A 12953-nucleotide genomic window follows, 5' to 3' on the forward strand; every position below is an offset into this window, starting at 1 on the left:
CCTCCCAGTAAAAATGTCAGTTAATTCTGAATAAAATAACTATAGCCTATTCTTTTTATCTTGAAAAGATGTGATGATTAAAAAGTATTTCATCGGGTAAATAATAGGACGAAACATTAAAAACAAGGAGGTCTTCATGATGGGTATTATTTATCAAACAACTGCAACAAACACTGGCGGACGTAAAGGTCACGTCCAAACAGATGACAATAAATTAGAATTTAGATTAGCGCCACCCGATAACGCGAAAGAGAACGAAACAAATCCTGAGCAATTATTTGCGACAGGTTATGCGTCATGCTTCAATGGGGCTTTTGATTTAATATTAAAACGTAATGGTTTCCGTAAAGCTGAACCAGTTGTAGATTTAACAGTGAAATTAATGGATGATCCTAGTTCAGAAAGCCCAATGTTAGGTGTCGACATTCAAGCAAAAGTTAAAAACATGTCACAAGAAGATGCCGAAAAATGCTTAGAGGAAGCACATGCATTCTGTCCATATTCAAAAGCAACAAATGGCAATATTGAATTTAGTATGAATGTGACAGTTGAAGATTAAGTCATTTTCTAAAAAAGTAATATAGTTTGCTAGATTAAATCTCAATTTCCGAGTCATTGTCGGCTCATCAATCGAGATCCGTTCAGCAATCTTTAAGAGCAATGCTACTTTTATAGTGGGATTGCTCTTTTTATTAGGAAAAATGCTGCACCACGTCATTCACATGTGTCACCATTATTGATATGATATCGCATTTTGTTCACTCAGTGCTGTCATATTTTTAACTTGTCCTGCTTATTCATACTGTTTTTAAACACGACACGATATGGATTTAAAGCTATATTTTAATAATGATAAACGGCATTCTTTTTATAAATGTATTTTTTAAATTCAGAAGATTCTTAAATAACGTTGAATTTACAATTTTAATTGTTTATGATTAATAGTGAGATAACGGATTGAAGTAAACTGGAGGTGGCGCAATGATAAAAATATTGACGCGCAACGATTTGAGTCAATTTAAACAACTCATCAACGACGTGCAACTGATCGAAACAAACCCGAATCATTATGAAGTTGAACTAACACCTGAAGACATCGATGCTTTATTTCACCCGGATAATCAGGCAAGCGCAGTACTATTAGGTGCATTCGACGCTGACACATTAGTCGGTTTCATTCAACTCAACTACAATTCACAGCTTACGAAACGCCATAAAGCAGTCATTGAACATTTATATGTGCTACCTCAATATCGAAATGAAGGGATAGCCCAACAATTATTAGAAGTCCTCATCCCCCACGCCAAAGAGAATGGCATTGAAAACATCTTCATCTCTGTCGCATCAAACAACATTGCCGCAAAAATTTTTTATGATAACTTTGGATTCGAATTTCTAGCTTTAGAAGAAAATGCACGTAAGATTAATGGTCATTACATCGAGGATCATTGGCTCATTTATTATACATAAGAGGTGTGAAATGAAAGAAACGACGAGAATTCAACATACTTGGCGCTATCAAAAATACAACGTCATGATGCGTAACTATAAAGACTATCAAACCGTTCAAACATTGATTAAACATGGCGCCTCTTTTAAAACAATCGAAGGAACCATTCAAGAAATATTAACAAAACCGATTGAACATTCCGCATTTATAAATACATTCCAACATTTGTGGGGTTATTTCAAAAAAGTCGCGACACCCTCAGAAAAAGAAAGGTATACTACTTTACTCAAACAACTTGACATACAAACGGTGACATATGACACATGTATCCAATTTATCCAGCACCTCACGCTAAAATATGAACAACCTTATTTACTTCAAAGTGCGATCATGAAACTATAATAAGAAACGCAACGAACCTTTGATGATAAGATTCATTGCGTTTTTATTGAGTCGATTTATGGTGATTTCGGCACCGGCACTGTGACACCAGGCTGATTAACAATTGCATGCTGATTTAAAATGTCAAAATAAATATGCTTAATACGTGCTTCGTTATTGTTTGGTTTAGGTTGATCATAGTTCGTGCCTAACACAACAATAAATTTATCGTTGTAATACGTCGTAAATATTTGATTAAAGAAAATACCGTTGATGCGGTTGAAATTATTATACACATAAAAACCGTAGCGATACTTTTCAGGATAACGCGTCGTCATGAATTCGTGAATGTACGGTAAGGTAACCTTTTCAGGAAAAATGTGATTCGTCTGTAACTTCCGCACTAACACACCCATATCGTGCGCTGACATATACAAATTGCCCGCACCATAATATTGATTCAAATAATGCGGCTCTCGAAAGGCTACATTTTGTGTTTGATTATCGAATCGATACCCTTTTGCCATATCACCTTTATACCGTTCGTCATCGAAAAACGCTGAATGCATTAATTTAAAAGGGTTTGCAATATAACGATAATAATTTTGAACATAGGATTGTCCCGTTACATTTTCAATGACCTTCGCAAGCACCAGGTAATTGGCATCATTGTAAAAATGTTTATGATAAAAATTAGGGTCGATGCCTCGAGCTTCAATAGATTGAATTGCACCATCTAAATCTGAAATATCATCTGAACCTTGGTATTTATATAAACCACTTTGATGTCGCAGTAGGTCTTGAATCGTAATATCTTGCGGAAATTGGAAATCAGGGATGTATTTAGTAACAGAATCTTCCACATGGATTTTATTTTCAATTTCCAACTTTTTAACAATCATTCCCGTTAAAAACTTTTGAGCAGATCCAATCAAAAAAATCGTATTCGGACTATTTTTCTTTTGGCTTTCAAAATCTTGATAACCGTATCCCTTATCCATTTTTAATTTGCCATCTTCAAACACGGCTATCGTTCCGTTGAATTGGACACTTTCTAAATATTGATCAATCGTTTTGTATACAGGATTTTGTTGATCAACGACCGTCTTAAGCGGCTGAATCTCCTCTGTTTTCTCAGGAGTATGTTCCTTTTGGTGTTGCGCCCTATCTTCTAACGTAAATTGATCCTCTTCACTCAACAGTTTAAACTGATGATATAAATAAAGACCACTTGCAAATATGACAATAATAGTGACACTTATGATGAAATAAGTGAGTCGAGTTGTTTTTCTTTTGTTCACATTTATTCTACTCCTCTATCATTCTCCACCTTTACCTATCCATTAACTGAATCGTTAACCACTAAAGGTATCATCAAATTAGGAGAATTGAAGTGTTGATGTAATACTTCGCTGTTTAATGTTATGTCCCTATATTGACACATTTGAGCAATTGTATTGTATAAAGTGTACCATGAAATATATTGAATTTAAAAATGTTTTTATGTTTTTATCGTGCAACGCTATTGTGAAATGATAAACTTGCGATGACTTCGGATATATCCTCCATCTTTCATGCAAAAAAGAGCGTTATTTAGTCCTATTGCGCCTTGGATTTTGGCTGACTTAAAATCATTTCAAGCGCAATTCAATCCCTCAAATTGAGACTTGCAAATATAAGAAGCACAATATAATATTGATGTAAATATTCCAGTTATCTCAACCTCCGTTCAATCCACCTACCTTGAACTCAAGCTTTTGATTGACTACATTTTAAAATCTTTGTATCCCAACGATATGACAATTTTCACCTACCATTTTCAATCTAATCCGTCCGATATCAGCAAATCACAATGAAACATTAATAAAGGCGGATGCCTATGGAAAAAGAAATATACGAACAATTAATGCGTAAAATAAAGGTCTTCGAAAAAATATTGTCAACTTACCCAGTGTTGGAGAGCAAATTCAGCACCATTTGATTCATATTATAGATGACGCTGAAAGATTTAAATTAATTATAAATAAAAGAGGTCATAAAAATCCCGATAACCTTACTATAATGCTATACAGTATGAATCAAAATAGCACTATGATACGATTTGACGTTAATGGAAGTGATCATGCCAATCCTCCAAACTTTAATCGAATACCTACGCCACACCTCCATATCATGACGGATGAATATAAAAACGGTACTATTGCTATACCATTACACGACATACAAAATATTGAACTGATTAACGAGATGATAGATGCTCTAGATTTTTTTATGGATTATACTAAAATAAAAAAAGACAATATCATCATCAAGCCATAATCACTTTAAAGCAGAAAGGAGTGAATTGCATATGGAGAGCATTGAACAAAAAATGAATGAATATTTTAAATGGATGAAACAAAATTACAAATACAAAGAATTAGAAGATTCAACAGAAATAACAACACCGTTTATCAATCCATTAAATGATTATATTAGAATATATCTTGATGTATTACCCAATAACGACATTCGATTATCTGACGACAGTTTAACAATGAATGAACTTGAGCTCGCAGGTATTGATATTCATACAAAAGCCAGAAGTAGACTCATTCAAAATGTGTTAAACCAATTTAACCTCGTTTTAGATGGAGAAGAAATTGTCACTAATGTCAAAAATAATAGTTTCGCTCAGTCAAAACATAACTTGATACAAGGGATTTTAAAAATATATGATTTAACATTAACGACAAAGTCAAATGTGTCACGACTCTTTTATGAAGAAGTATTCGATTTTTTATACAACGAAGAAATTCTAGGTTCTACAAAAGTTTCAGTTTCAGGAGAATCAGGAATCAAATATTTTATTGATTTCATTTTACCGGAAACAAAATCAAAACCTGAAAAACTTATCAATTTTGCAAACCATCTAGATTTTAATAAAGTGACGACTGATGCTTTTATGTACAGAGATGTTAAACATAATAGACCTAGTAGAAGCGGATTAGCTCCTCAAATGTTCATCGTCGCAAATGACATTGAGCATCCGATTACAGCTAAAGCTCGTCAAGCAGCAGAGCATGAACATCTTTCAATATTACATTGGTCAGATAAAGATAGGATAAAAGCCATTTTGACACAGTAACGTAATAACAACAGATTCAAAGTTGAAACAACTCCAATTCAACACTATTAATTACAACAAAAAAATAAGAAGCACCTAATTATTACTCTCAAATTCTTAGGTGCTTTTTAAATATTAAATTGAACCTTATTTCTCTGTTCCTTTTTAGTCCTTTTCAATTATCTACTCTTAACTCATACCATTTATAAATTTCATTTTAAAATCTTTGTATCCCAACGATATGACAATTTTCATCGAGAATCGTTAAAGAAAAAACATTTAAAACAACTCAACACAAGTTCTAAAGTTTAAAAAATTTAAAAAGGAGATTTACAATGGATATAAAATTAACTGATAATGATGTTCAAAAATTATTAGTTTTGTGTAAAGAGATTTTAACGCAATATAATATTCAATTGGAGGAAAAATGTAAGGGAACCATAAATATTACAGCCACCAATTCAGAAAAATCCTTTGTATTAAGCTATTTCGTTAGACCAGGAAAAGTCTCATTAAATTTTAGAGAGACAGAATTCAATATTTGTCTCATAAGAATAAACTTAAATAATGGATTTCATAAAAATTCAAATAACGAAATAATCAGAGGAAACAGAATCAATATCTTTTCTGAGGAAGAATGTTTAAGAAAAAATGACGGTTCTACTTACATGAGAGCTTATGCGCTTCCTTATAAAATTTTTGAAGATAATTCAGATTTTGTTAACCAGTTGTTTGCACTACTAGAATATACAAAAACACGACACAATGATAATATTAACGTTGAAACGAATCTATTTTTAAGGTGGTGATACAATGTTTAAAAATGAAATTAAATCTATTAGTGAAGAATATTTCAACTATTTAAAAAACGAATCTAAGTTTCTACCATTAGAAAATGAGTCAATCGAATTTTATTCCCCTGTTGTTGATTTTTTTGGAGATTCTATTTCTGTAAACATATCATTTACTGGAAGCCACTATAAATTAACAGACCATGGTGAAACATTGTGGAATATGGAGGAATTCGGTATAGATTTAATGCGGCATAAACAACAAAAAAAGTATCAACTCCTGAAAAATATTATGGACAGTCACGGTTTATTTTTAGAAAACGATACATTATCGCTGTATACAAATAGAAAAAACTTACCTCAAGCGATACATGATTATATTTTAACTTTATCCGAAATCAGCCACCTCGCTATTTTGAAAAAAGAAAATATAAGATCCATGTTTAAAGATGAAGTTATACATTATTTTTTAAAAAATCGCAATCTTTATCCCAATATTTTTCCAGAGTTTAAAATAGAAGGCAAATCTAAATTGACTCATCATTTTGACGCTGTATTTCCTGGCCAAACCACTGAATATGTTAAAGCGATAAAAAATATTAATATAAATACTGCTAAAAACGCACTTTTTGATTGGGATGATGTCGAAGCGTATAGAAATCAAACGTTTGATGCTAATGCTAGACTCAACATCATTACTGATAACGAAGATGATATCAGTGACGCTGTGGCAACCATGCTATCTCAATATAATGTGAGCGTCTTGTCATTCCATCATAAAGAACGTTTAGTACAAAGGTTCAGCAATGTATAAAGGGTACATGTACATCATCGTACCCTTTTTGTTTTTTGTGATTTTGAATACATCAGTGTTCCATCATACTCACATTGTCAGTTTTAGCAAAATAAAAAACAAGCACCGAAATGCCTGCTTTTAAACCCTAACCATCGTACAAATATTTCAGTGATGCGATGGTTCAACTTCACGTTCTATCTTGTCATGTTTAAATGATCTTTCTTTTTTAGTTAAATACACTTCAATTTTTACACTTTTAGACTCAACAGTCTTATTATCATTGTATATCAATAAATATTTAGCTTGATCAAATGCATTACCTGGTGGCGGCATCATATCATACCAAAACGAACTGCCATCCTTTTCAGTGAACTTAATATAACCCGTTTCAAAAGGAGAGCTATTGTATTCATATAAGTTTAGTTTACTAATTAGAAAGTTTCTAGTCTTTATATCAAGTTCTTGTGCAGTGACTTGTTTCTTATCGGTTTGAATTTGAAAGGAAAGGCTATTCTTCTTGTCTTCAAAAACGTTTACTACAATATTTTGTGACGCATCATTATCAAAGTGATTGCCTTGATAGTTTGTTATACCACCATACATACAAGTTTTATTATTATCTTGCTTTCCTTTTTGAGAGAAGTAACAATTCACATAATAATTTGTGCCATAAAGGTCTACTTGCCGATTTCTATATTTTTCAGCTAATTCTTTGTTCATCAATTCTGTTTTTACTTCATAACTGTCTTGTGTTTGCTCTCCTTTTATATTAAAAATCAAATCGTGACTCAAAAGGCTATCAAAAGATTTTACATTACTTGCGGATATACCATGCTCTTTATATAAATATTCTAAATTCCACATTACACCAGTGAATTCGCTTGATTTATGTAGTTGTTCTGGTGTTGGATCTGCCGAATTATCCGCTAAAGCATCAGACATTGAAAGTACGAGTAAGCCTACAATAATTCCAAATATACTTGAGAGCAATCGTTTCTTGTTCATACTTTTCTCCTCCATTCAAAAACCCAAGAATAGCTATATATACTTATAATATAATAATTAAATTATATAAACAATCGCCTGCTCAAGTTGTGATTATAAAAAATCATACATGTAAGCGCCTTACACTCGTCCTGTTTGACGCCTGCGACATTGACATGACTCTTAGGTTTATCCATCATTGGTCATGTTCACAAAATGATAACTTTCATTCAAAACAAAAAAGCAAGGTCACAAAGCCAGAGAAATATACTCTTGACACTTTATTGACACTTGCTTTTCAAAAACCCTGTTATGACAAGGTTCTAGCTTTATATGTAGTGGAGACGGCGGGATTTGAACCCGCGTCCAAAGGTCCTGATACAAATGTTTCTACGTGTGTAGTCTATCGTTGAAATTCACATCATGCAAGGCGATAGACAGCCAACATGATGCTAGTTTGATTCATCTCTTCACGTCAGACTTCAAACGGCAGTGACGCGCGTATCCTACTCAAGTTGAATCACGTTAACAGCACATAGGCGATGCTGTTAGGTGATGCAGAGTGCGCTTAGGCAGCTACTGCGAAGTTATTGTTAGTTTTGCCAGTTATTATAAACTGATGTGTTGGTAACGAAGACAACCCTCCGACACGCTTCATGAGCTCGGGGGACCCCTGTCGAATCCATAAACGTCCCCATAGTATTCAATGTGCTTCCGTGATATGAAAGCACATTATATCATATCAAAAATTGACATACTTCGCAAATTCTTAATATTTTTGTTTCATCGCACGGTCCATATCACGTTTGACCGCTTTTTCTTTTAATGATTGGCGCTTATCATATTTTTTCTTACCGCGTGCAACGCCTAATAATACTTTACAATTGCCGTGTTTCAAATACAATTTAAGCGGAATGATCGAATAACCAATCTCACGTGTACGCTCGCCTAATTTCAAAATCTCGCGTTTGTGTAGTAACAGTTTACGTACACGTAGCGGATCATGATTAAATCGGTTGCCCTCTTCATAAGGCGCAATATGCATATTATGCAAGAAGATTTCGCCATGTTTCACTTGTGCATAACTATCTTTCAAATTGGCACTCCCACGACGAATCGACTTAATTTCAGTCCCTTGTAACGCAATGCCCGCTTCAATCGTGTCCTCGATGTTATAGTCATGGCGCGCTTTACGATTTTCTGCTAATGTGCCTTTTCCTGATTTTTTTGGCATTGGTTTCACCTCGAGTTATTTTTTCTTTTTACGTGCTTTTTTCTTTACTTTTTTACCTTTATAAAATGGTTTATGCTGTGTATTACCTGATTTGTCACGTTGTCTCGCATTTTTACCTTTACGTGATTGACGCTTTTTCTTTTTATCAGTTTTCTCAAATTGATTGCCTTTTGTTTTCGCTTGAATCGTTTTACCACGTGGGTCTCTTTCACGTTTCGAGCTCACATCAATTGGCATGCCTACAATTTGGAAATCGATTTGACGTTCATCCACATCAACATGAATGACTTTAACTTTTACGACATCACCAATGCGGTAAACTTTCGCTTTTCGTTCACCAATCAATGCCATTTGTCGCTCATCAAAATGGTAATAGTCATCAGACATATTTTGCATGTTAACCATACCTTCAATCGTGTTTGGCAATTCTACAAACATACCAAAATTCGCGACAGAACTAATGACACCTTCAAATTCATCTCCAATATGTTGAATCATGAACTCTGCCTTTTTCAGTTCATCTGTATCACGTTCTGCATCAATCGCACGACGCTCACGATTGGACGTATGCTCAGCGATTTGCGGGAGCTTTTCTTCCCATTCATGCATTGCACGGCCATCCATTGACTTTTCGATTAAATATTTACGCACTAAACGATGAACAATCAAGTCTGGATAACGACGAATCGGTGATGTGAAATGCGTATAATAATCTGCCGCTAAACCGAAATGGCCTAAGTTATCGGCGTCATAACGTGCTTGTTGCATCGAACGTAACATCATTGTTGAAATGACCATATCTTCCGGACGCCCAGCAATTTCTTCGTTAATGTTTTGAAGTGTACTTGGATGAATATCTTCGCCTGTCCCTTTGACCATAATGCCAAAGTTCGTAATAAAATCAAAGAACTGACGGAGACGTTCTGATTTCGGCTGCTCGTGAATACGGTAAATGAATGGCACTTCCATTTTATTGAAATGTTCTGCCACTGTTTCGTTCGCAATCAACATAAATGATTCGATTAAACGTTCACCTTCACCGCGCTCTCGTGTCACGACTTCTTTTGGAATCCCTTCCTCATTCACGATCACTTTCGCTTCTTTAATGTCAAAGTCGATTTCGCCACGTTTTTTACGCATCGCAATCAATTGTTGTGATAACGTCTGTGCTAAATCTAACATAGGCACGATTTCTGGATATTGTGCTCTTGTCGCTGCATCTTTGTCTGTAATGATCCGATTTACCGCGTCATAAGTCATACGTGCGTTAGAATGAATCACACTTTCAAAGATTTCGTGTTTGACCACTTGACCTTGAGCATCAATTTCCATACGACAACTCATCGCTAAACGGTCGACTTCAGGATTTAACGAACAAATCCCGTTACTCAATCGGTGCGGAATCATCGGAATGACACGGTCGACTAAATAGACACTTGTCGCACGATCATATGCTTCACGGTCTAACGCTGAATCTTCTGTGACATAATAGCTCACGTCCGCAATGCTAACCGTCAATTCGGTGTTGCCATTGTCTAACTTTTTCACAGCAATGGCATCATCTAAATCTTTCGCATCTGCCCCATCGATTGTAATCGTCAGGTCATCTCTTAAATCACGACGCCCTTTAAGTTCATCGGGTTGAATCGTTTCAGGTACGTCTTCCGCTTCTTTCAATACATCATCAGGAAACTCAATTTCAATGCCGTGTTGGTAAATGATCGATAAAATATCAACACCCGGATCATTTTTATGGCCTAAAATTGCTGAAATTTGCCCCTCTGGACTGTTCGTACCATCTGAGTATTGCGTAATTTGCACTAACACTTTATGACCTTCTACCGCACCGAGTTCTTGACCTTTTGGCACGAAAATATCTTGCATAATGCGTTTATCATCTGGCACCACGAAACCGAAATGACGCGCTTCAGAAAATGTACCGACAACTTGTTTAATCGAATGGGATTCAATCGCCTTCACTTCACCTTCGAACTTGCCTTTACGAAAATCACCGCGCGACTTCTTCACTTCAACTAATACGACGTCGCCATCCATTGCACGGTTGATTTTAGTCGGCGGAATAAAGATGTCTTCCATTTCTTGATCATCTGGACGTAAAAAGGCAAATCCCTTTTTATTTTGACTTAACGTCCCTCTTACTAAACCTGAATTTGTTTTCTGTTGTTGTTTTTGATAACGGTCTTGTTTCGTACGCGTCACCATTCCTGTTTGTTCTAACTCTACCAAAATCTTTATAAGGTCACGAAATGAATCCGCACTACTCAGTCCTAATGCATCTTGGAAGTCAGATACAGACATAGGTTCATAATCTGCACTCTTAATGATTGCGATAATCTCTTCTTTTAAATTCATTTTGCTCCTCCTTTCTTTTTATAAAATAGTTAAAATAGATGTGTTATCGGCTATTTATTCAGACCAATCTAATGACTCTAAAAATTGATAAACATCTTCAAATACTGCTTCTTTTTCTTTATCAATCGTAATGACGTGACCCGATTTTTTATACCAAGAAATTCGTTTTTCGTCCGACATCACTTCATCAAAAATGACGTTAGCAGAATTTGGATTAATCATTTCGTCTTGTTCAGCTTGTATCACTAATATAGGATCAATCACTTCATCCACACTGTCGCGCACTTCTTGAATCGTTCCTTGTAACTCTCTCAACGTGTCAGTCGGGTGAAACGCTGCCATTTCGCGCTCAATCGTTTCGTCATCTTTACCTTCATATTTTTTAAATTGACGGGCATAATCTAGCACACCTTCATACATTGTCCCTTCAGTTTTAATGTACATTGGTGAGCACATCGTTACAATACCCTTTATTGTTCGGTTTAAGCTTAGTTTCAATGCAAAAACACCACCTAGTGATAAACCAGCGACAGCGATTTCGTCATAACCGTGTTCCACTAAAAATTCATAACCATCGAGCACATCTTTATACCATACGTGGGGACTCGATTGTAAAATTTCTTCAGGTGGCGCCGCATGCCCTTCATAATGAGGTGCATAAGACGTGTACCCTTTTTTCTGTAAAAAGCGCCCTAATTGTCTGACATCTGAACTGTTGCCAGTAAAACCGTGTAATAATAATACTGCACGTTTCCCTTCCTCAAAAAAGAAAGGTTTCGGTAATTGAATCTTCATCGGTAAACTCTCGTCCTTTCAATAACTCATACACTCTATTTTATCGGTTTGACACAGTGTACACAAACAAAAAAGTCCGACTTTTCAACGGCCGGACTTTACATATTAAAGTAACTGATACCTAACATTAATACAAAGAAAATAATCGAAAGTACAATTGTCAATCTATGCAAAAATAAATCTACACCACGTTGTTTTTGTTTACCAAATAATTGTTCAGCACCACCACTAATGGCACCTGATAAGCCATTGCTTTTACCTTCTTGCAATAAAACAACAGTGATGAGCGCGATACAGTCAATAATGAGTAATACTACGAAAAAACTATGCATCAGACTGTCCTCCATTCATCATATACGAAAGCTATTTTATCATATATTTAATCGATTCACAACAAGCTTTATCGATTAAACGTGGACTTGCGCTTGACACTCACCCGAATCATCATCACTGCCAGTATAAGCGATCCAATGATTACTACCGCATATGGGATTAAACCGAAGAAACCTTTCACATAAAAAATCGCTGTGTAAAGAATCGGTGGATTGAGTAACGCGTTGAAAATTTGTGAAATGAACACCGCTAACATAAACCACCATAAATAAGGATGTTGGTTTTTTAATGCGACCACCCCTGCTGCATTAGCAAGTATGTAGAGAATACCAATGTAACGCAAGCTATTGTTGATGGCGTTAATACTATTCTCTGTCGCTTTATTACCTGAATGTTCAAGCATGTACGTCACCACTTGACCATCCACAATCATGACTTGATGGATGACTAAGCAAACGGCGAAGAGAAATGAGAGATAAGCGAGTAATTTCCCTGTATGTTGGGCACGTAATTCCGTGTCTTGAATTTGTGGCATTTCCTTTCTCCTTCTTCATCATTTAAAACTATTATAACAGTTTAAAACGATGAAAGAAAACGAATGTTAAATACACCAGTTTCAACATAATAAACGAATCATTAAAAGGATAATAAATTTTGATAAGGTGACTGTCATAATCGATACAAACCTCTACGCTTTTTCCGATTCGAAC

14 protein-coding genes and 1 other RNA gene are annotated in these 12953 nt (G+C 35.1%); 7 read left to right on the forward strand and 8 right to left on the reverse strand.

Going from position 1 to position 12953, the window contains the following annotated elements:
- The first annotated feature begins 139 nt into the window (after nt 1-139).
- From EL101_RS10510 to EL101_RS10525, 3 genes are all read left to right on the forward strand, one after another.
- Nucleotides 140-559: an Ohr family peroxiredoxin gene (locus EL101_RS10510; RefSeq protein ID WP_096596486.1), complete on the forward strand. Its 420-nt coding sequence runs from the start codon at nt 140-142 to the stop codon at nt 557-559.
- Between the two features lie 422 nt (nt 560-981).
- Nucleotides 982-1470, forward strand: coding sequence for a GNAT family N-acetyltransferase (locus EL101_RS10520; protein ID WP_096596484.1), 489 nt, complete (start codon nt 982-984; stop codon nt 1468-1470).
- A 10-nt stretch (nt 1471-1480) separates the two neighbouring features.
- Complete coding sequence (locus tag EL101_RS10525; RefSeq protein ID WP_096596483.1) at nt 1481-1852, forward strand: DUF1722 domain-containing protein; 372 nt, start codon at nt 1481-1483, stop codon at nt 1850-1852.
- 56 nt (nt 1853-1908) lie between these two features.
- Here the strand turns inward: EL101_RS10525 and EL101_RS10530 are convergent, their stop codons facing one another.
- Complete coding sequence (locus EL101_RS10530) at nt 1909-3132, reverse strand: serine hydrolase domain-containing protein (RefSeq protein WP_096596482.1); 1224 nt, start codon at nt 3130-3132, stop codon at nt 1909-1911.
- A 676-nt stretch (nt 3133-3808) separates the two neighbouring features.
- Here EL101_RS10530 and EL101_RS10535 point away from each other — a divergent pair.
- From EL101_RS10535 to EL101_RS10550, 4 genes are all read left to right on the forward strand, one after another.
- A complete protein-coding gene (locus EL101_RS10535) occupies nt 3809-4150 on the forward strand; it encodes a DUF6978 family protein (protein ID WP_373364896.1) in 342 nt (113 codons plus the stop codon).
- A 31-nt stretch (nt 4151-4181) separates the two neighbouring features.
- Complete coding sequence (locus EL101_RS10540; protein ID WP_096596481.1) at nt 4182-4958, forward strand: DUF1828 domain-containing protein; 777 nt, start codon at nt 4182-4184, stop codon at nt 4956-4958.
- A 314-nt stretch (nt 4959-5272) separates the two neighbouring features.
- The gene (locus EL101_RS10545; protein ID WP_096596480.1) at nt 5273-5746 is read left to right on the forward strand and encodes a DUF6978 family protein; all 474 of its coding nucleotides are present in this window, start codon (nt 5273-5275) and stop codon (nt 5744-5746) included.
- Between the two features lie 4 nt (nt 5747-5750).
- On the forward strand, nt 5751-6542 hold the full coding sequence (locus EL101_RS10550) for a DUF1828 domain-containing protein (RefSeq protein WP_096542241.1): 792 nt from the start codon (nt 5751-5753) through the stop codon (nt 6540-6542).
- Nucleotides 6543-6689: 147 nt separating this feature from the next.
- On the opposite strand, the gene EL101_RS10555 is transcribed toward EL101_RS10550, so the two are convergent.
- The 7 genes from EL101_RS10555 to EL101_RS10585 all read right to left on the reverse strand — a co-directional run bounded on the left by EL101_RS10555 (nt 6690) and on the right by EL101_RS10585 (nt 12778).
- Nucleotides 6690-7529: an exotoxin beta-grasp domain-containing protein gene (locus EL101_RS10555; protein ID WP_096596479.1), complete on the reverse strand. Its 840-nt coding sequence runs from the start codon at nt 7527-7529 to the stop codon at nt 6690-6692.
- A 315-nt stretch (nt 7530-7844) separates the two neighbouring features.
- Nucleotides 7845-8204: a transfer-messenger RNA gene (ssrA, locus tag EL101_RS10560) on the reverse strand.
- 73 nt (nt 8205-8277) lie between these two features.
- Nucleotides 8278-8742 (reverse strand): SsrA-binding protein SmpB, encoded by a 465-nt coding sequence (smpB, locus tag EL101_RS10565; RefSeq protein ID WP_014614474.1) that lies wholly within the window; start codon nt 8740-8742, stop codon nt 8278-8280.
- Between the two features lie 15 nt (nt 8743-8757).
- Complete coding sequence (rnr, locus tag EL101_RS10570) at nt 8758-11115, reverse strand: ribonuclease R (protein ID WP_096596478.1); 2358 nt, start codon at nt 11113-11115, stop codon at nt 8758-8760.
- Between the two features lie 54 nt (nt 11116-11169).
- Nucleotides 11170-11910, reverse strand: a complete 741-nt coding sequence (locus tag EL101_RS10575; protein ID WP_096596477.1) for an alpha/beta hydrolase — start codon at nt 11908-11910, stop codon at nt 11170-11172.
- Nucleotides 11911-12008: 98 nt separating this feature from the next.
- Nucleotides 12009-12242 (reverse strand): preprotein translocase subunit SecG, encoded by a 234-nt coding sequence (gene secG / locus EL101_RS10580; protein ID WP_014614477.1) that lies wholly within the window; start codon nt 12240-12242, stop codon nt 12009-12011.
- Nucleotides 12243-12310: 68 nt separating this feature from the next.
- Nucleotides 12311-12778 carry a hypothetical protein gene (locus EL101_RS10585; RefSeq protein WP_096596476.1) on the reverse strand — a complete coding sequence of 156 codons (468 nt, stop codon included), beginning with the start codon at nt 12776-12778 and terminating at the stop codon, nt 12311-12313.
- Between the last annotated feature and the right edge of the window lie 175 nt (nt 12779-12953).

The sequence above is a fragment of the Staphylococcus delphini genome, from assembly GCF_900636325.1.
Taxonomy (GTDB): Bacteria; Bacillota; Bacilli; order Staphylococcales; family Staphylococcaceae; genus Staphylococcus; species Staphylococcus delphini.

Bases quoted from the DNA above. Each gene is read 5' to 3' on its own strand.
- EL101_RS10510 (WP_096596486.1), top strand. From the start codon at position 140: ATGGGTATTATTTATCAAACAACTGCAACAAACACTGGCGGACGTAAA.
- EL101_RS10520 (WP_096596484.1), top strand. From the start codon at position 982: ATGATAAAAATATTGACGCGCAACGATTTGAGTCAATTTAAACAACTC.
- EL101_RS10525 (WP_096596483.1), top strand. From the start codon at position 1,481: ATGAAAGAAACGACGAGAATTCAACATACTTGGCGCTATCAAAAATAC.
- EL101_RS10540 (WP_096596481.1), top strand. From the start codon at position 4,182: ATGGAGAGCATTGAACAAAAAATGAATGAATATTTTAAATGGATGAAA.
- EL101_RS10545 (WP_096596480.1), top strand. From the start codon at position 5,273: ATGGATATAAAATTAACTGATAATGATGTTCAAAAATTATTAGTTTTG.
- EL101_RS10550 (WP_096542241.1), top strand. From the start codon at position 5,751: ATGTTTAAAAATGAAATTAAATCTATTAGTGAAGAATATTTCAACTAT.
- EL101_RS10555 (WP_096596479.1), bottom strand. From the start codon at position 7,529: ATGAACAAGAAACGATTGCTCTCAAGTATATTTGGAATTATTGTAGGC.
- smpB (WP_014614474.1), bottom strand. From the start codon at position 8,742: ATGCCAAAAAAATCAGGAAAAGGCACATTAGCAGAAAATCGTAAAGCG.
- rnr (WP_096596478.1), bottom strand. From the start codon at position 11,115: ATGAATTTAAAAGAAGAGATTATCGCAATCATTAAGAGTGCAGATTAT.
- EL101_RS10575 (WP_096596477.1), bottom strand. From the start codon at position 11,910: ATGAAGATTCAATTACCGAAACCTTTCTTTTTTGAGGAAGGGAAACGT.
- secG (WP_014614477.1), bottom strand. From the start codon at position 12,242: ATGCATAGTTTTTTCGTAGTATTACTCATTATTGACTGTATCGCGCTC.
- EL101_RS10585 (WP_096596476.1), bottom strand. From the start codon at position 12,778: ATGCCACAAATTCAAGACACGGAATTACGTGCCCAACATACAGGGAAA.